Below are 23231 nucleotides of genomic sequence, written 5' to 3' on the forward strand. Positions count from 1 at the left end.
TTCCGCTCCTCATAACTTTTTTGAACATGAAAAAAATCTTACTCCTAGCATTATCGCTATGCCTGGTTAGTACTGGCTTATTTGGTCAGTCGCTCAAAAGCCCCGATGAGTTTTTGGGTTATGAACTCGGTACGCGCTTTACACCACACCACAAAGTAGTGGCCTATTACGAATATGTAGCCGCACAGCTTTCTAATGTGAAAACTGAGCGATACGGCCAAACCAATGAACTTCGCCCATTAATGGTTGCCTACCTGTCTTCTCAGGAAAACATGGACAACTGGGAACAAATAAGAACCGACAACCTTAAGCGCACTCACCTAATAGATGGCGATCCGGTTGGTCCTAAAAAAGGAATTGTTTGGTTGAGCTACAATGTACACGGCAACGAGGCCAACTCTACTGAAACTTCCATGAAAACGCTTTATGAATTGGCCAGACCTGACAATTCAGAGGCTAAAGCATGGTTAGAAAATACTGTGGTTGTTATGGATCCATGTATCAACCCTGACGGTCGCGACCGTTATGCCAACTGGATCAACCAAGTGATTGGTACCACACCAAACCCTAGCTTAGATGCCAAAGAGCACCAAGAGCCGTGGCCAGGCGGTAGACCAAACCACTACCTTTTCGACCTAAACCGCGACTGGGCATGGCAAAAGCAAATAGAGTCGCAGCAGCGCATGAAGCTGTACAACACTATTATGCCGCACGTTCACGTAGATTTTCACGAGCAAGGATTTAACAGCCCATACTACTTCGCTCCGGCTGCAGAGCCAATTCACGAGCAGGTAACCGACTGGCAGCGCGAGTTCCAAGACATGATTGGTAGAAACCACGCCAAATACTTCGATGAGAATAGCTGGTTGTTCTTTACCAAAGAAAGCTTCGATATTCTTTACCCTAGTTATGGCGACTCGTACCCAATGTACAACGGTGCCATTGGTATGACTTACGAGCAAGGTGGACACAGCATGGGCGGTGTAGCTGTGGAGACAGAAGAAGGCGATACACTAACGCTTGCCGATAGAATTGCACATCACCATACCACTGGTATGAGTACTGTGGAAATGGCTGCGAAGAATTCTGAGCGCATGGTAGATGAGTTTGCTACTTACTTCGACAATGCGGTGAACAACCCAAAAGCAAAGTATAAAACTTATGTAATTAGAGGCACTAATCACCCAGACAAGCTGAAGCAGTTAGAGCAGTTCTTAAAAACGCATCAGATTGCTTACGGAACTGGCTCTAGCAAAAAAGGCTTTTCAGCATTCGACTTTAAAACGGGTGAAGATGGTAGTGTGAGCATTGAGAATGGTGACATCTTAATCTCGGCTAACCAACCAAAAGCGGTTTTGGTGCAAGCTTTCTTCGAACCAAAAACCTACGCCAGTATTAACGATACTTACGACATCACAGCATGGTCTGTACCTTATATGTTAGGTTTAGAAGCTTACGCTACCGAAATGGAAATTCCGGTATCAGAAGGCGAATTCCTTCAGCACGAGCGCCAGGTAGAAGTTTCAGGAACTCCTGCGGCTTACTTAGCTAAGTGGGAGACATTGCAGGACGCGAAATTCTTAGGTGACCTATTAGAGGCAGATATTAAGCTAAGGTTTGCGGTTGAAGAGTTTACCGTGGCCGGAAGAACTTACGCTCCGGGTACATTGATCATTACCCGCAAAGGCAACCGACACATGGGCAGTAAATTTGACGAGATTGTAAAAGGTAAGGCTGCCGAACTAGGAAGGGACCTTTACGCCACACCGACCACTTTTGTTGATGGCGGTAAAGACTTCGGTTCCAACAATGTGCCTTTCATGCATAAGCCAAAAATTGCTGTGCTACGAGGCGATGGCGTTTCTTCATTGGCCTTTGGTGAGTTCTGGTACTTTATGGAGCAAGAGTTGGGTTACCCAATCACTATGATTGATACAGATGCCATTGGAAGAACCGACATGAGCAATTACAATGTGTTGGTGTTGCCTTCTGGTTCTTACGGCAGAGCATTTAACGAAAGTCAAATGAATGACTTGAAATCATGGATTCGCGGTGGCGGAAAAGTATTGGCCTTCGAAAGAGCCATTGGTTCTTTTGCCGGAAAAGATGGTTTCCAATTGAAGCGCAAAACCAGTGACGACAAAAAGTCTGATGAAGAAAAAGAAGCTGATGCACTTACACCATATGCAGACAGGGGCGATAAGTACGAAGATTTCCGCTTGCCGGGTGCTATTTTCAAACTGAAAGTGGACAACACGCACCCAATGGGCTTTGGTTATGAGGACACTTACTTTACCATTAAAAACAACAGCACGCCATACGAATATCTGCCAAATGGTTGGAACGTAGGCATTATAGAAAGTGCCGAGTCGCATGTGGCTGGTGTAGCCGGAGAAAAGGTGAAAGAGAACCTTGGCAAATCGGTTGTATTTGGTGTTGAAAACATGGGCGGTGGCGCAGTAATTTACTTTGCCGACAACCCGCTTTTCCGTGCCTTCTGGGAAAACGGAAAAATGTTTGTAGCCAACGCATTATTTATGGTTGGGCAGTAAGGCTTAACCACACTATTTAACGACTCGAGAAGTTAAAAGGACCGTGATTCCCGGGAATGACGCGCCAACTTCTCGAGTCGTTTTCTTTTATTCACACCCTCGAAAAATTTCCTAAAATTTCTTCACTTTTTTTGCACTCCGTAGCAATCTATAACTAATTATTTCGTTATATAATCGAGACTTCCGGAAAGACTCAACCACCAAACCCAAAACCCCATTACATCACGCCTGTTCTACTGCTGCCAACCACGGCATTAGCACGCTATGTTTAACCCGTAAAATTGAGAATCAAATGAAACAAACAATGAAAGTTGGTATGGTATTGCTGGGCGCATTAACCATTGCCATGTGGTTCGGAATGTCTTCCATCAACAAAAAAAAAGAAGCCCTAAGCGCCAATATAGAGCAGCTCGAAAGAAAGAGTTTACAGAAGGAATTGGTGTATGAAGAAATGATTGGCCTGATAGATGAAGTAGAGGGGCAGTTAGATGAAATCGTAACGCGAGAATCGCTGATTTACGGCCAAAGAACGGAGGCTTTTCAAGGTGACCAGAAAACTAAAATGCTCAAGGAAATTGGCGCCATTGACGAACTGATTGTTCGTTCTAACGAGAACATTATTTCTTTAAATGACAAGATCAAAAGTTCTGATTTGAAGCTGGGCGTTTTTCAAAAGCGCATTAATGCCTTGCAAGCAGACCTAACAGATAGGGTAACGCAAATCACTGGCTTGAAAGAAGAGTTGGTAGCCAAAGATGAAGCACTGGCCTTTTTAATGAATCAGACCGATTCGCTTAATCAGTCAATCGACCAGTATATGGCCGACCTTGGTCAAAAGCGTCTTGAAATCACGCAACTTACAGCCTCCAATAACGAGTTGAATAAAGGATACTTGGCCATTGGCACATTTCAAGACTTAAAAACCAAAGGCGTAGTAGATAAAGAAGGCGGATTCTTGGGTTTGCTGGGTCGTAAAGTAGCCCTACAAGAAGATGCGGAAATCACAGAGTTTATGACCATCGATAAGCGCGAAATAAACCGTATTCCGGTAGCGGCTACCGACCTAGCATTAATAAGCGAGCACCCTAGTAATTCGTACCGCATACTACCAGGAGCGAATGAAACAGAAAAAGTATTGGAGATTGTTGACCCTGAAGCCTTCTGGCAGATCTCTAAATACTTGGTGATATCGAAGAAAAGTTGAGTTGAGTGTTGGTTGGTGTTTCCCGAACAAGTCGGGAACCCTGGTGTCTGCTAGCAATGGCAGACACTTTTTGTTAACTTAAATTCAATGAACACCTGCAAACTATGCCATCGAGAAAGCGTTTTATGCAAGTCTCACATCGTACCAAACTTTATGCTTAAGGATATCAAAGATAATGGTATCATGAAGTCCTATAGTGAAGACTCTTATCCCAAAAAAAGACCCGCTGGCTTTTGGGAAAGATTATTATGTAGAGACTGTGAGGAAAAACTACAAAAACTGGAAGATTATGCGGCACATGTACTATATGGCTCCAAAAAGTTTGCCCCTATCAATTGCCAGAGTCTTGTTTCAAAGGATGGCATCACATACAAAGAATGTTTCAATATTCATTACACTAAATTCAAAGTCTTTCTTCTCAGTTTAATTTGGAGAATGAGTATTACCACGGAAGACTTCTTTAAAGAGGTTGACCTTGGTATACATGAAGAGGCAATGCGCATGATTATATTGAATTTTGATACCCTTAGCTCTGATAAGTATCCAGTCCTAATCATGGACATCGGATCTCAAAATAAAATAATCAAAGGAACAATGGAATCCCCTAGGAGGCATAGAAAATCTTACAAGACCTACTATTCACTAAAGCTATCGGGCTTCATGTACATTTTTTACATTACTAAAGACTCAATTGACGAAAGCTTTTTACCCCTATGCATAAATGAAACAGAAAAGCTAACCATTGTAAATTCTTCCGGATACACCACAACGAAGTTTCTAAAGGAATTAAAAAAGGCCTCCGACAAATTATAAAGACGCCTGATACAATTGCTGCCTTCACCCTCTGTTAGTGTTATCATCAACGGGCAACGAGTTGTTGGTGACAACACCAACAACGGAATGAGGTCCCCTTGATTTCTCCATCCCTGAAGGGTATTCTGGTATCAACACCAAAAGCTTTTACTATTTTTGCGCCATGCGAAAACTGAAGAACGAGGAGCTTAACCGCCTAAGCCCGGAAGAATTTGAGTCGACTGAGAAAAACCCTATCGTTTTGGTGCTCGACAATGTGCGCAGCATGCACAATGTAGGCTCGGCTTTTCGCACTGGTGATGCCTTTGCCGTTGAAGAAATTGTGCTTTGCGGAATTACCGCTACACCTCCACATCGTGAAATCCATAAAACTGCCCTAGGCGCTACCGACACGGTAAAATGGAAACACGAAAAAGACACTGTAGCAGCATGCAAGGCACTTCAGGCTGAAGGCTATAGACTATTAGCCGTTGAGCAAGCTGATAATTCTACTTCCTTAGAGACATTTTCACCACAAGCCGATGAAAAACTGGCCCTAGTTTTCGGTAACGAAGTTTTTGGTGTAGCCGATGAGGTTATCACTATGGCCGATGGTTGCCTTGAAATTCCGCAATATGGCACCAAGCATTCACTAAACATATCGGTGAGTATTGGCGTAGTGGTTTGGGATGTTGTGAGTAAAATGGGGAATAGTTGATTGGCAAAATCTTTTAGTGGTTTGTCAATTGGAATGTTGCCATATCTTTGAGTATCTAAAAGGTTAAAAATCAATGAAAGACATAAGCAACAAGGGCAAAGTAAACCGCTTTAAGTTTTTACTTTATTTCTACGGTCTGTTCGTAGTATTCATTTTCGTCTACCGCTTTATCATTTCGCCTGAGCTACCCAATCTAATTCTAATAGCTGCATTTGCTCCATTATTTGGCTTTATGTCGTCCTTTATTAACTGGCCGGTTTACATATTGGCTGCCGAAGCTGAGGAAGGTCTGCTCATTAAATCGCAGAAGCTGTTCTCCAAAAAGCAGACCTCGCTTTTGGTCACCAAATACAACTTCGATAGTTATTTTGAAACAGATCATCTACACATTGGTCTGAATGTGCTAGACGAAAACGACAAGCTTAAAAAGCATAAAATAAAAGTGAGCTGGATGCGCCTAAAAGACCTTCGCGCTTTAGAAGAAAAGCTCAGGGAAATCAACCCATATGCTCCGGTGAAGTAATACAGCGCATTGAGACCAAGTTTTATTTATAAGTCATTTCGAAGAAGGCACCACTGAGAAATGTTCTTCGTGGATAAGATCTCTCCCTATATATTAAAAGCTTTCTTCGAGTTCAAGCATAACCTCTACACTACTTTTACTCCTCAAAAAGCTCTGTCCAGGCGGCATTTACCGGTCGGCTTTGGGCGCCATTCCATTCGGGAGCACCAGGTATTTCAGTAGCAGCTGCCAGTTCTTCTTGCGTTTTACCTGCAGCAGCACCCTTTTTTACAAATTCTACTACTTTGCTCAAATAGTTCTGAAAAGCCTTTAAGTCCTCTCGCGTTCCAGTAATATCGAAGCCATTGCCGGAATGGCCAAAAACAAAAATTGTGTCTGCATCAAACTGTTTGTAGCCTTTCTCCATTACCGTTTGCCAATTGGCCATATTCGCGCCAGCCGATTTATCTACATACGGTGCTCTGCGATTAAAAACCAAGTCGCCAGCATGCACAATATTGGCGTTTTCAAAATGCACAAACGAGTCGCCATTGGTGTGCGCTGCACCAAAATGGTGTAATGTAATTTGTTCGGAACCCACTTTACCTGTCCACTTCTTTTTGTCATAAGTAGTGTCGGGCAAAAGCACCTTGTCTAGGTTACCGCCAGCTTCGGCACTATTCTTTTGGTTGATATAAGAATTTGCATGAGCCACGACCTTATTTACTTTGCCCTTAAAGGCGATGTTCCCCGCACTATGATCACCATGGTGATGCGTATTGATGAGCATATCGATTCTTCTGTCCGACTGCTTTTTTAACTCGGCAATTAAGTGGTTGGCCTGATCGGGAAATTGTGAATCGACCACCGCCAGTCCATCGCTTTCTACCAGCCAAGCTATGGTGCCGCCTCGCTCTGTAAAAATGCCCACATTGTTGCGCAAAGACTTCATTTGGTAGCCATCTTGCCAAAGGGCCTTCCACAAGGTATTTGTAGGAATAAGTGATGCTGAGCCAATTACGCCAGCTTGTTTCAGGAATGTTCTGCGGTTAGTCATGGAATCGGTTTTTATCAATTTAAAAATCACCTATCGATTTAACCAACCATTTATGTAATTGAAAGTTCGAATTGCACTTGAATCAGGTGGAAATTGGTATTTTGGTCGGCAAACACTCTTTATATGAAATTTATCCTCTCCTCGCTTTTGATCTGCTGCCTATTTTCAACTGCAGTAGCTCAAAAATGGCCTCAGGAATTGATTACGACACCTGAAAAAACTAACTACCAAGAAACCTCTACCTATGCCGATGTAATGGCGTTTATAGATGTCGCCATTGCTGGCGAAGATGCTGCACGCCTAATTTCCATGGGAAAAAGTGTAGACGGAAAAGACATTCCGGTTGTGGTACTGGCCAGCCCAATGGTAAACAGTGCTGAAGAAGCTAAAGCCAGCGGCAAACCAATCATTTACATTCAAGGTAATATTCACTCTGGCGAGGTTGAAGGAAAAGAAGCTTTGCAAGTGCTGTTAAGAGAAATTTTAAAAGGAGACAAGAAGCACTTACTTGATAATCAGATTTTGCTTTTCGCTCCGATTTATAGTGCCGATAGCAACGATAAAATGGAGCAAGGGCGTAGACCTTCGCAAGAAGATAGCCCTGTAGAAACCGGTATTCGCCCGAATAGCCAAGGCTGGGACCTTAACCGAGACGGTATTAAAATGGATGCGATTGAAACCAAAGCGCTAATTCAAAACATAATTGTGCCTTGGGATCCCGCTTTGTTTGTTGACCTACACACCACCAACGGTGTATGGCATGGCTACTCGCTTACTTGGGCACCAAGCTACCACACCGCTGGCCAAAAGGCACCTTACGATTACACTTGGGACAAAATTTTGCCAGAAGTAACCGATAAGGTATTAGAAAAGGACGATGTGCATTTAGGACCATACGGCTACTTCTACACCCGTAGGGAAGGCTGGCCAATCAAATCGATTTACACTTATAACCACCACCCGCGCTATTTGGTAAATCAATTTGGGCTTAGAAACAGAATGGCGATTTTGAGCGAAGCTTTCGCTCATGAAAGGCTTTACCAGCGTATGAATTCTACCTACGCGTTTGTGCGCGAAATCTTAGAATTCACCAACAAGAATGGCCAAGAAATGCTGCGGATTAATGCAGAAGCCGAACAAGCCGCAATTGATGATGTAATTAGCGATGCCGGAAAAGTGCAGAAAGGCGTTCGATTTGAAATGGTACCGACAGACGAGCCTGTGGACAACTATCGCATTTACAATTATTTGGAAACCACGAATGAAAAAGGCCAAACTACTTATTTGAGAAAGCCCGAAATCATTACCCTGAAGGATGTAGTGAATTATAGTGCGTTTAAACCAACTACTAGTGCTACGTTGCCGCGTGGTTATGTAATTCCGCAAGAGCTTACGCACATTGTTGAGCACCTAAAAATGCACGGTGTTACGGTTGAAACGTTGACCAAAAATGCGCGTGCCACTGGAGAAGAGTACACTGCTACGGCACTAAACAAGTCTTCTCGCCCGTTTGAACAACACAATATGGCCACTATAGAAGGAAGTTTTTCAGCTGCTAAAAAGCGCTTCAAAAAAGGAGACTATTATGTAGACCTAGCGCAACCTTTGGCCAACCTGATCTTCTATATGTTGGAGCCTGAGTCGGATGATGGACTAGTAACATGGAACTTCTTTGACGAGTATTTCCAACAAGCTGGTCTTGAAGAAAAACCGGTGGCATATCCTATTTTTAAATACTTCGAACTCAACTAACCTGGATACAATTAATTAGAACCAATGAAAATTTTAGCCAAACTCTCGCTGGCTTCCGTGCTTATCGGAAGTCTCTCATGCGGCCCTACCAACGACTTGGAAAAGACCAAGGCCACGGTGAGCCAGCAAACCATTAAGGACCACATTTACTACTTAGCGTCAGACGAAATGCGCGGTAGAGATACGGGTTCTCCTGAAATTTTGAAAGCTGCCGACTATTTGGCTGATCAACTTCAATCGTATGGTGCCAAGCAAGTACCTGGTGCCGATGGCTTTTTTCAAAAAGTACCATTAAGGAAGAAAACACCTGCTACTGCTGGCGCTTTTAGTTATGGCGGTCGAGACTTCGAACTGAACAAAGACTTTATTGTAGTTGATGGCGAGAGCGGCAACTTCAATGGCGAAGTGGTTTACCTAGAATACGGACTGGAAAGCGACTATGAAAATGCAGAGGTAGCTGGCAAGTTTGTGTTTGCCAAAGTGGGCGATGGCGAAAATACCGACAGAAGAGCTATTCTTCAGCTTAGCCGCGAAAAGTACGAGCTAGCACGCGAAAAAGGCGCAGCTGGTTTGGTGGAGTTCTACAGTGTGCCTTCACTGCCTTGGGACAACCTAGGCAGAATGTTCAACCGTGTGGGCATTACTTTGGATCAGTCTGCTAATGCCTTTTCTACCGACCCAATTATTCCGCACTTGTGGCTGAAAGATATGGACAATGCCAACCAGCGCTTTATGATGACACGCAGCATTAAGCGTGCAGAGCTGAGCATTGAAGGCATGACCAACGAGCTTACTGGCGACAAAAACGTGCTGGCTATGGTAGAAGGAACCGACCCAGAGCTAAAGAAGGAATTCATAATGTTTTCTGCACACTACGACCATGTAGGTGTTGGGCCAGCAAACGCAGAGGGCGATTCCATCTATAACGGTACCCGCGACAATGCGATTGGTACAGTAACAGTACTTTCTGCTGCTGAAAACATTGCCAAATACCCAATGAAGCGTTCAGCACTATTTGTGCTATATACGGCTGAAGAAAAAGGCCTTTTGGGAAGTCGCTATATGGCAAACAATCCAATAATTCCGAACAACGAGATTGTGTTCTGCTGGAACAGCGACAACGGTGGCTATAACGATACTTCTATTTCTACCATTGTGGGTTTAGAGAGAACCACTGCCACACCGTTTATTAAGGAAGCTAACGTAGCTTTTGGTTTAGAAGCAGTTGAAGACCAAAGTGGAATGGGACTGTTTAACCGATCTGACAATGTGAACTTTGCTCGAAAGGGGATTCCTGCACCAACTTACAGCCTAGGGTTTAGGGAGTTTGATGATGAGATCAACAAATACTATCACAAGCAGACAGACAACCCAAATAGTGTAGACTACGACTACTTAGAGAAATTCTTTAAGAGCTATGTTTATGCTTCGCGCCTAATTGGTAACGCACCAGAAAGACCTTTCTGGGTAGAAGGTGACCCATATTATGAGGCAGGCAAAGCACTCTACGGACTTGATTAATAGTTAATAATCAATTGTAAATGAAGAAGCCCTCGTTTGAGGGCTTTTTTTGTCTGAGCAAATCTAATAATTCATCCAGTTTAGGGAGTAACTAAAATCGGTGGGGACACCGATTGTGGCGGAGAGGTGCTGTTTCTAATACTTATCAAAAGCTTCCCAGCCTTTGCTATAATATTTGGGGTTAACAGAAAAGCCTCCTGCTCCCCAATCTAGATCTCCTGAAAAGGGGATGCGAAACTCTCCCCAATTACAAACTCTTGTGTTCTCTTTTCCATACTCACTCCATGTTCCCACATACTGATTGTTTTTAAACCGATCAGAGTGCTTATCAATGTCAAAAAACTGAATTTCGCCATTCTTATCAAGATACCACCAAAGGGTCATTACTCCTTGAAACACACCTACATGTTTTTGATTCGGGTTTTCACTGAATTTATAACTTCCAATAGCAACTCCTTGTGCTTTAATTCCAGCAGCAGAATACATGCTATCTAGTCCATAACTCATATGCCTAAACTTTCTAAATTGCTCAATAGTTACGGTTCCTTCAAAGTCACATTCATTACCTGAAACCACAGTTTTACCTTTAATGAAATAGAGGTTAGAAAGGCTTTTACTACGTTCAACTGACTCAAAATTAACGTGGATCCGTTGGTAGTCATTTCCAATATAGCCAAGAATCTCAGAGCTAGGCATTAAAATACTTGACAGGTCATGCTTAACGTAATATGCTAACTTATTCTGGGCAACCAGTTTTTCACTCGAAAACGGTGGGTTCTCTAAAGATGCTAACCAATCATTTGTTTGCTGAGCAAAAAGGCTAGTAGAGCAAAAAATTAGAATAAAGGCAAGGCCTCTCATTTTGTAAGTGTATTAAGTTTAATTAATTCGCACCAATTCAACTTCCGTTACTTATTTTCCGACTTCCGGCTCCCGTCTTCTGACTCCTGAAGCCTTCCTGCTTTTTTGGGAATAACTACAAACCTAAAGTAGCCCCAAGCAATACCTGCTGGCAAAGCAAAGAGTAAATGCAGCAAGTTCTTTTCTGGCTCTAGCGGAATTTTCTCATCAAAATAAGGCAACCCCACATACATAAATACCCACAGAAAAAGGCCAAATGCAAGGCCCTTCCAAATCCAACGCTTATTTTCCATCTTTCATCAATTGGTGAATTATTCTTAGCCCGTCCAAGGTAAGGTGTCTATCTACTTTATCAAAGCGCTTGTGCAGTGGGGTCAGAATAGAGGAAAGCCCTCCAGTAGCCACTACCTTCATTTCCCTGCCGAGCTCCTGCTGAATTCTATCAAGCATTCCCTCCACCATACTGATGTAGCCCCAAAGCACGCCATTCTGAATAGCGTGAATGGTGTTTTTACCTAACACAGATTCAGGTAATTCAAGCGGAACTTCTGGCAACTGAGCCGTTTGCCCAACCAGCGCCTTTATAGCTGTTTTAAGGCCTGGCGCAATGTTTACACCTAAAATAAGGCCGTCCTTGTCCACCACGGTAAAGGTAAGTGCCGTGCCGAAATCCACTACGATGGTATCGCCACCGTAGATTTCTTTGGCAGCCACCGCATTGGCGAGCAAATCGGTACCAATTTCATAAGGATTTTGGGTGCGCACTGGTAGTTTATCGTACCATTTAGGTCCGAGAAATACAGGCTCGTCTTTAATTGATGCGGCAGCGAATTCTTCCAACACGGAATTCAATTGTGGCACCACAGAAGAAATAACTACCCTGGATATATCATCAAAATGGAGGTTGTTCTCAAGAAAATTCAGCCTAAGGAACATTTCATATTCCGAGGCCCGCTTGACGGGAAGCGTATTCATTCGCCACTCATGAATCCACTTTTCTCCGTTATGAATTCCAAAAACCACATTGGTGTTTCCGGCATCTATTGCTAAAAGCATAAAGGTGTTGGTTCTAAGTTTTTTACAAGTTCAAAAGGAACCCAATATTAATCAATAAACATTGGAGGATGTTGCTCATCAAACTCGGTTGCCTCTTGGTAAGCGCGTGCTACGCTTAAAATGGTGGCTTCATCAAACAAGTTCCCGATAAACGAAATACTCATTGGGCTGCCTGCCTCATTGTAACCGTTCTTAAGCACTACGCACGGATGACCAGTGAGGTTAGTCGTAAGCAATTGGCTACCTCCAAAGCTTGGGGTAACAATCACATCGTATTCCTTCATCAGCTCATTTACTTTTTGCACCAGCTCATATCGGGCACGATTGGCATTAATGTAATCGACAGCCGAGGTAAACCTAGCACTACGGAAAAGGTTTGGCCAGGCACCGGCATTTTGGCGTACCAAAAGGGAGTCTCTATCAGAGCGAGTCAACTGATCGAATGCCGCAGCTGCCTCAGCGGTTAGTATAGCCTGCATACCTCCAAAGGGCATATCCGAAACCCATTCTACCGGCTCTAGGTTCGCGCCTAGCTTTTTCAATACGGTCAACACTTGGTTGTCCTTCTCTTTTTGCCCTTCCCGATTGTTGTCGAAAAACTCTTTCAAATATCCCACTCTCAATTTCGATAGGTCCGCTTTGCCTTTATAATTGAAAGGGTGGTCTTCTACGGTTAAATCGATTTGGTCTTCCCCACGAATTGCATCAAAAACCAAGGCGCAGTCGAAGGCATTGCGTGCCATTGGGCCAATCTTATCCATGCTCCAGCTCAATGCCATTGCTCCAGCTCGGCTTACGCGGCCAAAAGTTGGGCGCAAGCCTGTAACCCCGTTTCTAGTAGATGGCGAAACGATAGAACCCAAGGTTTCCGTACCTAAGGCAAACGGCACCAAGCCTGCCGCTGTACTCGATCCCGAACCTGCCGAAGAACCGCTAGATCCTTGCTCCAAATTCCATGGGTTTTTGGTGGTTCCGCCATACCAAACATCACCCATCGCCAAAGCACCGAGCGTTAATTTAGCCACTAAAACAGCTCCTGCATCATCCAATTTCTTTACTACTGTAGCCAGCTCTTCTCCACGATTTTGCTCTTGGAAAGGCCCCGCTCCCCATGTGGTTTTATAGTCTGGCACGGCCAGCAAATCTTTCGCTCCGTAAGGAATACCGTGCAAGGGGCCAAGGTAAGTGCCACCGGCCAATAACTCATCGGCACGTTTGGCTTGTGCCATAGCGCGCTCTTCTGTAATTGTGATTACAGATTGAAGCGTATCTCCATAGGTTTTCAGCCTATCAATAAAAAATTGCGTCAATTCAACCGAGCTGATCTTCTTCTCACGAATGAGTACAGAAAGTTCCGCTACGGTATAAAAAGCTAAATCATTACGATTGGCAGGTAACTGCACATTTTCCGGAAAACCCCAGGCAATGGCTTCTTGCTTGGTAGGAATTGGCCTTGACCCTTTAGGCGGATTGAACCAAAGTACAGGCGGTGTGCTGTTGTCCAGTTCGTAGGCATGAAGTTCCTGTGTTCCACCCAAGCTACGGTTTAGGTTCGGTAGCATTTGCTCAATTTCCTGATCGTTGAAATCGAGGTCTAATATTTTCTGCGCAGTCTTTACATCGGCACTTTTAATGGCCATGTCTTGTGCTACTTTAAAACCAAGCGAGAAGGCGGCCAAAACAAGCACTACCAATAGCAGCAGTTTGGGCTGTTTTAATCTGTTGAATGGGGTTTGCATGGATGTAGTTTAGTAGTTTTGAATGCAATTAACTTTTTAAAAGCAGATAAGTTATAAAATCGATGCAGACGCAACAAGGCATATTTCCTTCGTGGATGAGAGGAGTACTTTTGGCGGCCACCGCTTACAATGTTTTGTGGGGAATTTTGATCTATTCTTCGCCCGATTCATTTTACACTTGGGTGCTCGAAGGTTCCGACTTAACCGCTCCAGCTATTATTCCGTGGCAAGGGAGGGGCGTGCTGCTAATGGCAGTGGTTTATTTTGCCTCGGCATTATATCCTAACAAGGTCTGGTTCTTCCCGTTTTTTGGCGCTTTCACCAAATTGGCCGGAGGTATTTGGTTCTATTTTGTGGTATTGGAAAAACAAATAAACAACCACGCCATATTCCATTTACTAATTAACGATACCGTATGGATTCCGCTTTTGATCTATATTGGCATAAAAGCAATTGCCTATAAAAAGTTGAAGTCGTGAAAGCACATTACCAAAAACTTTTTGCTTACAACACATGGGCTAATGATCGCTTTGCGGAAGTAATTGGTCAAATGAAAGTGTCTGACACAGAAATTTTAAGACTGTTTTCGCACATAGCCAATGCGCAAGTTATTTGGCTAGAAAGACTGCAAGACCAGTACAACACTGTTGGTGTTTGGGACGAATACAACACAGAAAAAGCCATTGAAATGGCAAAAGAAAGCAGCCTGGCTTTGGAGACATTTGTGAGTCAAGCCGAGGCTTTTGACAATACGGTGGTGTACAAAAACTCCAAAGGGCATCAATTCGAAACGGGCGCCAGCGATATTCTTACACATGTGGCAAATCATGGCACACATCACCGCGGGCAAATCGCTACACTGTTAAGAAAAAAGGAGATTACCCCTCCTGCTTCAGACTTTATATTCTTTGTGAGATGAAATACAAAAACATAAACGCTTTTGCACATAATTTTTGTCATAGCTTTTTGAGCCTCATGAATTATGTAGATGGCGACTATGTAATTGATGAGTTGACAAAAGTTAGAAGAGGCCATATTGAAATTGATTTTTTACAAAAAACCATTATTCCAGTTTTCTTAGAAAAGGGAAGAGTTAAGAGATCCATGGGTTTTTATGAGAGGTTTCTCAAGGAGTCTGCCACTAAGGAGAATATTGACCTTTCTCATATCAAAACGCTTAAGCTCATATGGGAGGTTAATGAAAGGCTCCCAAAATATTTAGTTATTGATGATAGAGACAAAGTATATTCTAAGAATGTCGTTACTCATGGACGCTAGTTGCAATCAAGGCCTCACTTTGAGTGAGACCTTGATTGTTTTCGGCCAAGACTTCTAAATTTCAGCAATGGTATGCCTCTAAATCACCCATCCGACCTGCGGTACTGATGGGGCTTTCCGTCAGCACCGCAGGTCAGACGGAAAAGTAGCTGGCACTAGAAAAACAGAAACTTTTTCCTTTTGTAAAGAGGCGTTCGTTCTTGCCGCACATAGGCACTTCCGGTTTTCTTGCCACCAAAACAATAGGGCTTTTCACTATTCGCCTTCAGCTTATTAATACTTATGCTAAAGAAAAAACCCATCGAGTCCTTTTCTGAGTTGAGTAGTGAACCAATGCTCTGAGTACCTATGGTTACAGGGCCATATCGCGCGGCTAGGCCAAGCTCTGTATCTCCATCAAAATTATAGTATAATGGCGCATAAAGGCCGTATTCGCCAACTTCGTACCGTGGCATAAGCGTTACGCTGTTGGAGTATGCCAACCTATAATCGGCCTTCATAAATGATGACAAATCGATCTGCATACTGATACTGAAGTACCAATTGTTATTCATGTTATAATCGTAACTGGCATTAAAGGCGGTAGGTAAACTCACCGTATAATCTCCCCGCTTATCTATCACCTGAGCAATTGTAGACAAAGAATCACGAAACTCACGCACACTCCCAATCCCCGTTAAAAGCGAGTCCATGCTAATAGTTGTCGCTTGACCAGGCAACACACCCAGCACCTGAAAAGATGCACTGCCCTGACTAAAGTTCATTTTGCCAAAGTCGGTAATGGAAAAACTCAACCGATGCTCGTATTGAATATCGGCATAATAGCTAGTGCCTTGTTTTGTTTTTGGGTCATCTCGGTACGAAACGCTCTCATAGGTTATTCCAAAATCAAGTGCAGGCTTAAACCCAGTGCCATTTGGTATGCTAAATGGATCAGTACCATCAAATTGTTCAAAGCTGTCCATATTGCTTGAATACCCAACCTGCATTTGCATATTGGTAATTGTTGCGTAGCCATCTTGGTCGGTAGAATAATCCAAATCGTCCATTTCTACCCACACATTACCAAGCGGATTTACAAACTTTAAAGTCGCACCGGCTTTCCAGCGGGTATAACCATTGTCGCTCAATACGGTGGCATATGTTAAACCAAACTCCGACCAAAAGCCAAAAGATGCATCTCCGCGTTGATTACTCACAGTATTATTGGCAAAGTTGTTTGTTTGAAATCGTCCAACTTGAGTGATAAACTCTGGGGTAATGTCATCGCCAGTTAGGGCACCACGCATTTGAATATGCCAGCCAATAGCGTCTCTGTTTTTTAGCGATAGCAAGCCCGACAGCCCTCCAAATGTAATATCACCATTGGCATAGCGTGTGCCACTATCTAAATATCGGGCTAAGCCAGTATTGCCCTCGCTATTCTTTCTGGTGTAAGCTATATTATTCACTACATAGAAATTTCCATGCAGAATGTTCAGGTCGTACTTATAGGGATTATTAGCAATAGCCGCAGGCTGAATTTGAGCAGACAAAATGCCCGAATAATCGGACTGAATGTAGCCATTAAACCGCTGAGCTTGAGCTAAAAGACCAAAGAAAAGAAAGCAAAAAAGAGTGGCGACTGCCCTCATTCCGACCTGATTTTAAAGGAATTACACCCCAATTACGTAAGAAAATCAGAAAAATTTCAAAAAATCAGCGATTTGTAAATCCTTGCACTTTATAGCAAAAGCGATTGAACTATTTAGTTAAGACAATATTAAATACCGAAAAAACCAACCCGCCCAGCATTATCTTTTGAACACGCAAAACACTTAAATCCATAAACTGCAAATAATTGTATGTGAAAATATCTTAAACACATATCAAATACATTTTTTAGTATATTTGTAACACTTTCACATCCACCTGCACACATTACTCATTTCTATTCCCGGTCTACTTGATCCAACAACTCCTGTATTTGAACTAGCGGAACGCCTAACTAGCGTACTCAAATGTGTTATGAATTCTACACGCTGATTTTCAGGGTGTAATAGGCGAATTACTGATCGAACTAGGTAGTTCTCCAAAATATTGATTTAGCGAATCCCCTCAACCAATCGAACTAACAGTTGAGGATTTTGCCCATGTGATTTTTAGCAGTTACATGGAAAGAGCAGTCATCGCCCTGACTAACCAATCGACAGGGAGATGAACGAAAAGGCATCAACATATTTAAAGTTACGCCTAGTGCTTTTTGCCAGCTTGCTGGTTTTGAGCGAGCGACCCCTTTTATCAAACGACAACATAAATCGTTCACTCAGTCGTGAACAAGCCACTGAGGATTTGAGCATTTACTTCGAGCTGATCGACAAGCAACATGGTAATCCTTACCAGTTTATTAGTCGATCAGCTTTTTTGGATGCACTAAACACCACAATCGATAACCTTCCTGAGCAAATAGAATTTAAAGCTTTTGAAGTAACGCTTTCTAAGCTGAATAACCTTATTAGATGCGGGCATACCATCATTAATTTAGACGCCAACCTCATCAAGTCTGCATCTGAAGCGAACCACTTCTTCCCGCTACCAATTGCCCTTATCAAAGAGCAGGTTTATGTAGATTTTGAAGACAGCACCATTCCCCATGGGGCTCAATTAATGGCAATTAATGGACAGGAAATTGGTGAAGTTATAAACGAGCTATTGCTATTAACCGTAACCGATGGGTTTAGCCAAGCCAAACCTTTAAGAGAGCTGGAAACCAAGTTCGGCTATTATTTCTTCCTTAAATATGGAGCTTACAACAGCTTTGAAGTAACATACCTTACGCCCAAAGGCATTCAAACCAAAACAACAATTAGTGGCGTTGCCGGCAACCAAATGTTAGCCAACAACTATTATCGCCCAGTTTACAAAACGAACGAGCGATACTACCACTTCACTCATCTCGATGCGATTGACTCCCTTCAAACCCTAGTGCTTACGCTCAATACTTTCCAGGCAAACCCTGACTGGTTCGCTGAGCGTTTGTCAGCTCTTTATGATCAGGAATCGAAAAAGTTCGAATTCGATAACCTCGTAATTGACCTAAGGAATAATGAAGGGGGCGATCGCAGACTTTTAACACTACTTTATCAGTTTGTGGCGGGTGAGCACTTGGTTGACCCTTCAAACACTTCCATTCGCAGCAATCAGATCCAGTTTGAAGATTACTTACTCGGCATTAATGGCGCTGTTGGTTCAAAAGAGGCAATTGAAAAGGCAGAGACCTATTTAAACCAGCACTTTACCTATGCAAACGAGGAAGGGTTCGAAAGTGCAGAGCAAAACTGGTACGATACCTTTGATGCTGGTATAAACTGGCAGGGTCAAACCTTTAATGGCCAAGTTTATGTACTTACTTCAGGCAAAACCTTTAGTGCTGCCGCAGATTTGGCGAGAATTTTAGCTGAGTTGGATCATGTAATATTGGTGGGCGAAGAAACTGGCGGGGCACACATTGGCCGCACCGCCAATATGTTACTGAATTACGACCTGCCAAACACGCACACTATGGTTCAAATTCCGGTGATTTACGAGGAATTTGTAAACGCCAACAAACAAAACGAAGGCCGTGGTACCTTCCCCGACTTTCATATTACACAAACTTACCCTGACCTGCTGGCGAAAAAAGATTCAGCCTTCGAATTCACACTAGACCTTATTCAGCAGAAGCAATTGCAAGGGGCGAATTAATCACTTTCTCGTTTCCGTAATTTTTCGGATTACTTACCTTTATAAAATGAGTAAACCCGAGAAATCACTCTTCCTATTGGATGCCATGGCGCTTATCTATCGCGCACACTTCGCTTTTAGCAAAAACCCAAGAATCAGCTCAAAAGGGCTCAATACCGGAGCACCCTTTGGCTTTACCAATAGTCTTTACGAAATTATTGATAAACGTAAGCCAACGCACATTGCAGTGGCTTTCGATACCTCTGCCCCTACATTTCGCCACGAACAATTTGCAGAATATAAGGCCAACAGAGACGAAACGCCTGAGGATATCAAAATCGGGACACCCATTGTGAAGGACATCGTGCGGGCATTCAATATTCCCGTGCTTGAACTCGATGGTTACGAAGCAGATGACATCATCGGGACATTTGCAAAAAAAGCCGCCCGCGAAGGTTTTGAGGTGTTTATGATGACGCCAGACAAAGATTATGGCCAGCTGGTAGAGGAGCATGTTTACCTGTATAAACCAGCCTTTATGGGCAATGGTGTGGATATAATGGGTGTGCCAGAAGTACTCGCCAAGTGGGACATTGAACGCATCGATCAGGTGGTTGACATGCTCGGGCTACAAGGTGACTCTGTAGATAACATTCCTGGAATTCCGGGGGTTGGGCCAAAAACTGCTTCCAAGCTATTGAAGCAGTATGGTTCGGTAGAAGAAATTGTAGCGCACGCTTCGGAAGTAAAAGGTAAGCTCGGGGAGAAAATTGCCACTTTCGGAGACCAAGGTATTCTATCCAAGGAACTCGCTCGCATAAATATAGAAGTACCAATTGAATTCGAGATTGAAGACATGAAGTACAAGGGGCCGAATGTTGATGCGCTCAAAACTTTATTTGAAGAACTCGAATTCCGCACTACACTTAAAAGAATTTTGGGCGAAGACCCCACTACAACCAAAACCGCCAAACCAAAATCGGCCGCTCCAGAACAAATGGGCTTGTTTAGCGAAACTACAGGAGTAATTGAAGATCAGCCGGCTGCTAAACCCATTGAAAAAAGCACTATTGCCAATACACCTCACGATTACCAGCTGATCGATACCCCTGCATTGCGAAAGCGACTGGTTAAATATCTATTGGCTCAAGACGAAATCTGTTTTGACACAGAAACCGACAATCTCGAACCAATTGAAGCCAACTTAGTCGGGCTGGCTTTTGCCTACAAAACTGGCGAGGCTTTTTATGTGCCAACACCATTAGATAAAGAAGGAGCTCAAAAAATTGTAGAAGAATTCCGCGCGGTTTTCGAAAAAGAAGAGCTCACAATTATCGCCCAAAACGCCAAATATGATCTACAGGTATTGAAAAACTACGGTATGGAAGTAAAAGGAGAGATCTTCGACACCATGTTGGCGCACTACCTAGTAGACCCCGACACACGTCACAATATGGATGTGTTGGCCGAAAACTACTTGAACTACACTCCGGTTTCCATCACCGAGCTAATTGGCAAGAAAGGGGTCAAGCAAGGCAACATGAAAGATGTGGCCATTGAAAAGGTGGCCGAATACGCTGGGGAAGATGCCGACATTACACTCCAACTGAAGCACAAGCTGGCACCAATGCTAGAAGACGGCCGAATAAAAAAATTATTTGCCGAGGTAGAAGTGCCGCTTATGCATGTACTGGCCGACATAGAGTACAATGGCGTGCGAATTGATACCGAAACGCTAGCTACTATGTCAAAAGAGCTGGAAGAAGCTAGCGCCAAAGCGCAAGCCGAGATCTTCGAAATGGCAGGCGAAGAATTCAACGTAGCATCGCCAAAACAACTGGGCATAATTCTCTTCGACAAATTACAGTTGGTAGATAAGCCTAAAAAAACCAAAACAGGCCAATATGCTACTGGGGAAGACATTTTGAGCAAGCTCGCTGTAGAGCATGATATTGCTGCCAGAATTTTGGAATTCAGGGAATACCAGAAACTCAAGTCCACTTACGTAGATGCGCTACCGAATATGATTAGTCCGGTAGATGGCTTGGTGCACACCGACTATCGCCAGGCAGTTGCAGCCACCGGACGTCTAAGTTCCAATAATCCGAACCTTCAAAACATTCCTATTCGAACCGAAAAAGGCAGAGAAATTCGAAAAGCCTTTATTCCGCGCAGCGAAGATTTTACACTAATGGCTGCCGATTATTCTCAAATAGAATTGAGAATTGTAGCCGCATTTGCTGAAGACAAAAGCATGATTGAGGCATTCAAATCGGGCCGGGACATTCACTCAACCACGGCTTCAAAGGTGTTTGGTGTGCCAATTGAAGAAGTAGACCGAGATATGAGAAGAAAGGCCAAGGAGGTTAACTTCGGTTTGATATACGGTATTTCAGCCTTTGGTTTGGCGCAGAACATTGGTATTTCTAGAACAGAGGCGCAGCAAATCATCACCGCTTACTTTAACGAGTTCCCGGGTGTGAAAAAGTACATGGATCACCAAGTGAACAAAGCGCGCGAGCATACTTATGTGGAAACCATTTTGGGTAGAAGAAGGTATTTGCGTGATATCCACTCAAAGAACATGACCGTGCGTGGCCATGCCGAAAGAAACGCCATTAATGGGCCTATTCAAGGTAGTGCTGCCGATATGATCAAAATAGCGATGATCAACATTCATGACTGGATGAAAAAGGAAAACCTGAAGTCGAAAATGATTATGCAGGTGCACGATGAATTGGTTTTTGATGTGCATAAATCGGAAATTGAACTAATGAAAACGCGAATTCCTGAGCTGATGAAAGGCGCCATAGAATTGGATGTGCCAATGGAAGTAGAGGTTGGAATGGGCGAAAACTGGCTAATTGCACATTGATTGTAAGCAACTCAAAAATTCAACATTAACCTAAATAAAACCCCTGACCCATGAAGTTTCCACTTACCCTGGCCGATATACAGTCTGCACACCAGCGCATAAGCCCTTTCATTCACCGAACTCCGGTGATGACCAGCGAACTCGTAAGCGAAATTGCAGGTTGTGAGCTGTTTTTTAAGTGTGAGAATTTTCAGAAAATCGGGGCGTTTAAAGCGCGTGGCGGACTGAATGCCGTACTTTCTTTACCAGAAGAACAGCGCCAAAGCGGAGTGGTTACACATAGTTCGGGCAATCATGCCCAAGCCATTGCAATGGCGGCCAAAATGGCTGGCGTTCCGGCCTATATTGTAATGCCGGAAACAGCTCCAGAAATTAAGAAGAAGGGTGTAGCCAGTTATGGAGCACAAATCACTTTTTGCAAACCAACGCAACAGTCGCGAGAAGAAACCGCTGCAAATATTCAGCAAGAAACGGGAGCCACTTTCATTTCGCCCTACAACGATTACGATGTGATTGCAGGCCAAGCCACTGCTTCGCTGGAGTTGTATGACGAGGTAGAAAATCTTGACGCCCTAATAACACCTGTTGGTGGCGGTGGACTAACCGCTGGAGCCGCATTGGTTACGCATTACTTTTCCCCAAAAACCAAGCTTTATGCCGGAGAACCAGATGGAGCAAAGGATACTTACGTTTCGCTTCAAAATGGCACACTCACCCCAGTAGAAAGCCCTTCATCTATTGCTGATGGGCTATTAGCCACTATGGGCGACAAAAACTTCGACATTATAAAAGAGGTAATTGAAGCCGTATTTTTGGTGACAGACCCTAAAATAGTAGGAGCAATGCGCATGATCTGGGAACGCATGAAAATTATTATTGAGCCATCGGCTGCGGTTCCAGTTGCCGCCATTCTCGATAATAAAGCAACTTTTGAAGGGAAACGCGTAGGCGTAATTCTTTCTGGAGGAAATGTAGACTTGGCCAAGCTGCCGTTTTAACCGTGCTGACATTACTTTAAACCCATAATTACCAGTTGGCCGATTTATTTCAGAGCCTTCAAGTTCAATTATCGAAACCCGTTATTAATCTAACAGATTCCGAAACAAGTTCGGAATGACGGGTTAAAGTAAGGATAACGTCACCCTGAACTTGTTTCAGGGTCTACCGAGAGAGATGCTGAAACAAGTTCAACATGACGTACTAACTCTCACAAATCATGCTCAAGATTGATTCCAATAGACTTAGAAAGATCAATAAGCGTGGGATTGAACTCCCTAATTAGGTTCCATTTCCAGTCCTTATGCCAATTCTTCAATTGTTTTTCTCTGGATATAGCTTCCTCAATAAAAGCGAAAGGCTCGTAATAGAGTAAATCCGTACAATTATACTTCTTTGTGAACTTCGACCCGTTGCCAGACTTATGCTCTAAAACTCTTGATATTAAATCGGATGTGACCCCTATGTAAAGCACAGTTCTGTTTTTGTTAGACATGATGTATGTGCTTCCTCCTTTAGCCATAGATAAAATTAAGGATTCCGAAACAAGTTCGGGATGACGAATCAAAGTAAGGGAAACGTCACCCTGAACTTGTTTCAGGGTCTACCGAGAGAGATGCTGAGAC

The 23231-nt window shown here is 43.4% G+C and carries 20 protein-coding genes; 13 read left to right on the plus strand and 7 right to left on the minus strand.

What is annotated here, in order from left to right; genetic code table 11:
- Positions 1 to 26 precede the first annotated feature (26 nt).
- The 5 genes from BMW98_RS01530 (at position 27) to BMW98_RS01550 (ending at position 5789) form a co-directional block, all read left to right on the plus strand.
- Entirely contained in the window at positions 27 to 2552 is a 2526-nt protein-coding gene (locus BMW98_RS01530; RefSeq protein ID WP_090256631.1) for a M14 family metallopeptidase, read from the plus strand.
- A 292-nt stretch (positions 2553 to 2844) separates the two neighbouring features.
- Positions 2845 to 3756, plus strand: coding sequence for a Cbp1 family collagen-binding glycoprotein adhesin (locus BMW98_RS01535; protein ID WP_090256632.1), 912 nt, complete (start codon positions 2845 to 2847; stop codon positions 3754 to 3756).
- Between the two features lie 153 nt (positions 3757 to 3909).
- Positions 3910 to 4569, plus strand: a complete 660-nt coding sequence (locus BMW98_RS01540; RefSeq protein WP_090256633.1) for a hypothetical protein — start codon at positions 3910 to 3912, stop codon at positions 4567 to 4569.
- Between the two features lie 163 nt (positions 4570 to 4732).
- A complete protein-coding gene (locus BMW98_RS01545) occupies positions 4733 to 5266 on the plus strand; it encodes an RNA methyltransferase (protein ID WP_090256634.1) in 534 nt (177 codons plus the stop codon).
- A 73-nt stretch (positions 5267 to 5339) separates the two neighbouring features.
- Entirely contained in the window at positions 5340 to 5789 is a 450-nt protein-coding gene (locus BMW98_RS01550; RefSeq protein WP_090256635.1) for a hypothetical protein, read from the plus strand.
- 136 nt (positions 5790 to 5925) lie between these two features.
- On the opposite strand, the gene BMW98_RS01555 is transcribed toward BMW98_RS01550, so the two are convergent.
- On the minus strand, positions 5926 to 6825 hold the full coding sequence (locus tag BMW98_RS01555) for an MBL fold metallo-hydrolase (RefSeq protein ID WP_090256636.1): 900 nt from the start codon (positions 6823 to 6825) through the stop codon (positions 5926 to 5928).
- A 123-nt stretch (positions 6826 to 6948) separates the two neighbouring features.
- Between BMW98_RS01555 and BMW98_RS01560 the strand changes: the two genes are divergently transcribed.
- On the plus strand, positions 6949 to 8577 hold the full coding sequence (locus BMW98_RS01560) for a M14 family metallopeptidase (RefSeq protein ID WP_090256637.1): 1629 nt from the start codon (positions 6949 to 6951) through the stop codon (positions 8575 to 8577).
- Between the two features lie 24 nt (positions 8578 to 8601).
- A complete protein-coding gene (locus BMW98_RS01565; RefSeq protein ID WP_090256638.1) occupies positions 8602 to 10098 on the plus strand; it encodes a M28 family peptidase in 1497 nt (498 codons plus the stop codon).
- A 135-nt stretch (positions 10099 to 10233) separates the two neighbouring features.
- Here the strand turns inward: BMW98_RS01565 and BMW98_RS01570 are convergent, their stop codons facing one another.
- The 4 genes from BMW98_RS01570 to BMW98_RS01585 form a co-directional block, all read right to left on the minus strand.
- Complete coding sequence (locus BMW98_RS01570) at positions 10234 to 10794, minus strand: hypothetical protein (protein WP_147407712.1); 561 nt, start codon at positions 10792 to 10794, stop codon at positions 10234 to 10236.
- Positions 10795 to 11006: 212 nt separating this feature from the next.
- Positions 11007 to 11252 carry a hypothetical protein gene (locus tag BMW98_RS01575; protein ID WP_090256640.1) on the minus strand — a complete coding sequence of 82 codons (246 nt, stop codon included), beginning with the start codon at positions 11250 to 11252 and terminating at the stop codon, positions 11007 to 11009.
- Positions 11242 to 12015 carry a type III pantothenate kinase gene (locus BMW98_RS01580; RefSeq protein WP_090256641.1) on the minus strand — a complete coding sequence of 258 codons (774 nt, stop codon included), beginning with the start codon at positions 12013 to 12015 and terminating at the stop codon, positions 11242 to 11244. Before BMW98_RS01580 ends, BMW98_RS01575 begins: the two co-directional genes overlap by 11 nt.
- Positions 12016 to 12062: 47 nt before the next feature.
- A complete protein-coding gene (locus BMW98_RS01585) occupies positions 12063 to 13754 on the minus strand; it encodes an amidase (protein ID WP_245733457.1) in 1692 nt (563 codons plus the stop codon).
- Between the two features lie 62 nt (positions 13755 to 13816).
- On the opposite strand from BMW98_RS01585, the gene BMW98_RS01590 reads away from it, so the two are divergent.
- The 3 genes from BMW98_RS01590 to BMW98_RS01600 are packed head-to-tail and all read left to right on the plus strand — an operon-like array spanning position 13817 to position 15032.
- Positions 13817 to 14233 carry a hypothetical protein gene (locus tag BMW98_RS01590; protein WP_090256642.1) on the plus strand — a complete coding sequence of 139 codons (417 nt, stop codon included), beginning with the start codon at positions 13817 to 13819 and terminating at the stop codon, positions 14231 to 14233.
- Complete coding sequence (locus BMW98_RS01595) at positions 14230 to 14673, plus strand: DinB family protein (RefSeq protein WP_090256643.1); 444 nt, start codon at positions 14230 to 14232, stop codon at positions 14671 to 14673. Before BMW98_RS01590 ends, BMW98_RS01595 begins: the two co-directional genes overlap by 4 nt.
- Entirely contained in the window at positions 14670 to 15032 is a 363-nt protein-coding gene (locus tag BMW98_RS01600; protein ID WP_090256644.1) for a hypothetical protein, read from the plus strand. The genes BMW98_RS01595 and BMW98_RS01600 overlap by 4 nt, the downstream gene beginning before the upstream one ends.
- A 155-nt stretch (positions 15033 to 15187) precedes the next feature.
- On the opposite strand, the gene BMW98_RS01605 is transcribed toward BMW98_RS01600, so the two are convergent.
- The gene (locus BMW98_RS01605) at positions 15188 to 16666 is read right to left on the minus strand and encodes a DUF5723 family protein (RefSeq protein WP_090256645.1); all 1479 of its coding nucleotides are present in this window, start codon (positions 16664 to 16666) and stop codon (positions 15188 to 15190) included.
- 562 nt (positions 16667 to 17228) lie between these two features.
- On the opposite strand from BMW98_RS01605, the gene BMW98_RS01610 reads away from it, so the two are divergent.
- From BMW98_RS01610 to BMW98_RS01620, 3 genes are read left to right on the plus strand one after another with little or no spacing between them, the layout of a single operon-like run.
- Positions 17229 to 18755, plus strand: a complete 1527-nt coding sequence (locus BMW98_RS01610) for a S41 family peptidase (protein WP_090256646.1) — start codon at positions 17229 to 17231, stop codon at positions 18753 to 18755.
- Between the two features lie 46 nt (positions 18756 to 18801).
- Positions 18802 to 21609 (plus strand): DNA polymerase I, encoded by a 2808-nt coding sequence (polA, locus tag BMW98_RS01615; RefSeq protein WP_090256647.1) that lies wholly within the window; start codon positions 18802 to 18804, stop codon positions 21607 to 21609.
- Between the two features lie 50 nt (positions 21610 to 21659).
- Entirely contained in the window at positions 21660 to 22607 is a 948-nt protein-coding gene (locus BMW98_RS01620) for a pyridoxal-phosphate dependent enzyme (protein WP_090256648.1), read from the plus strand.
- Between the two features lie 209 nt (positions 22608 to 22816).
- On the opposite strand, the gene BMW98_RS01625 is transcribed toward BMW98_RS01620, so the two are convergent.
- Positions 22817 to 23128: a GIY-YIG nuclease family protein gene (locus BMW98_RS01625; RefSeq protein ID WP_090256649.1), complete on the minus strand. Its 312-nt coding sequence runs from the start codon at positions 23126 to 23128 to the stop codon at positions 22817 to 22819.
- Positions 23129 to 23231 lie beyond the last annotated feature (103 nt).

The organism is Roseivirga pacifica (assembly GCF_900111145.1).
GTDB classification, from domain to species: domain Bacteria; phylum Bacteroidota; class Bacteroidia; order Cytophagales; family Cyclobacteriaceae; genus Roseivirga; species Roseivirga pacifica.

Bases quoted from the DNA above. Each gene is read 5' to 3' on its own strand.
- BMW98_RS01590 (WP_090256642.1), top strand. From the start codon at position 13,817: ATGCAGACGCAACAAGGCATATTTCCTTCGTGGATGAGAGGAGTACTT.
- BMW98_RS01580 (WP_090256641.1), bottom strand. From the start codon at position 12,015: ATGCTTTTAGCAATAGATGCCGGAAACACCAATGTGGTTTTTGGAATT.
- BMW98_RS01545 (WP_090256634.1), top strand. From the start codon at position 4,733: ATGCGAAAACTGAAGAACGAGGAGCTTAACCGCCTAAGCCCGGAAGAA.
- BMW98_RS01610 (WP_090256646.1), top strand. From the start codon at position 17,229: ATGAACGAAAAGGCATCAACATATTTAAAGTTACGCCTAGTGCTTTTT.
- BMW98_RS01605 (WP_090256645.1), bottom strand. From the start codon at position 16,666: ATGAGGGCAGTCGCCACTCTTTTTTGCTTTCTTTTCTTTGGTCTTTTA.
- BMW98_RS01585 (WP_245733457.1), bottom strand. From the start codon at position 13,754: ATGCAAACCCCATTCAACAGATTAAAACAGCCCAAACTGCTGCTATTG.
- BMW98_RS01565 (WP_090256638.1), top strand. From the start codon at position 8,602: ATGAAAATTTTAGCCAAACTCTCGCTGGCTTCCGTGCTTATCGGAAGT.
- BMW98_RS01550 (WP_090256635.1), top strand. From the start codon at position 5,340: ATGAAAGACATAAGCAACAAGGGCAAAGTAAACCGCTTTAAGTTTTTA.
- BMW98_RS01575 (WP_090256640.1), bottom strand. From the start codon at position 11,252: ATGGAAAATAAGCGTTGGATTTGGAAGGGCCTTGCATTTGGCCTTTTT.
- BMW98_RS01530 (WP_090256631.1), top strand. From the start codon at position 27: ATGAAAAAAATCTTACTCCTAGCATTATCGCTATGCCTGGTTAGTACT.
- BMW98_RS01540 (WP_090256633.1), top strand. From the start codon at position 3,910: ATGCTTAAGGATATCAAAGATAATGGTATCATGAAGTCCTATAGTGAA.
- polA (WP_090256647.1), top strand. From the start codon at position 18,802: ATGAGTAAACCCGAGAAATCACTCTTCCTATTGGATGCCATGGCGCTT.
- BMW98_RS01570 (WP_147407712.1), bottom strand. From the start codon at position 10,794: ATGCCTAGCTCTGAGATTCTTGGCTATATTGGAAATGACTACCAACGG.
- BMW98_RS01600 (WP_090256644.1), top strand. From the start codon at position 14,670: ATGAAATACAAAAACATAAACGCTTTTGCACATAATTTTTGTCATAGC.
- BMW98_RS01535 (WP_090256632.1), top strand. From the start codon at position 2,845: ATGAAACAAACAATGAAAGTTGGTATGGTATTGCTGGGCGCATTAACC.
- BMW98_RS01560 (WP_090256637.1), top strand. From the start codon at position 6,949: ATGAAATTTATCCTCTCCTCGCTTTTGATCTGCTGCCTATTTTCAACT.
- BMW98_RS01625 (WP_090256649.1), bottom strand. From the start codon at position 23,128: ATGGCTAAAGGAGGAAGCACATACATCATGTCTAACAAAAACAGAACT.
- BMW98_RS01555 (WP_090256636.1), bottom strand. From the start codon at position 6,825: ATGACTAACCGCAGAACATTCCTGAAACAAGCTGGCGTAATTGGCTCA.
- BMW98_RS01620 (WP_090256648.1), top strand. From the start codon at position 21,660: ATGAAGTTTCCACTTACCCTGGCCGATATACAGTCTGCACACCAGCGC.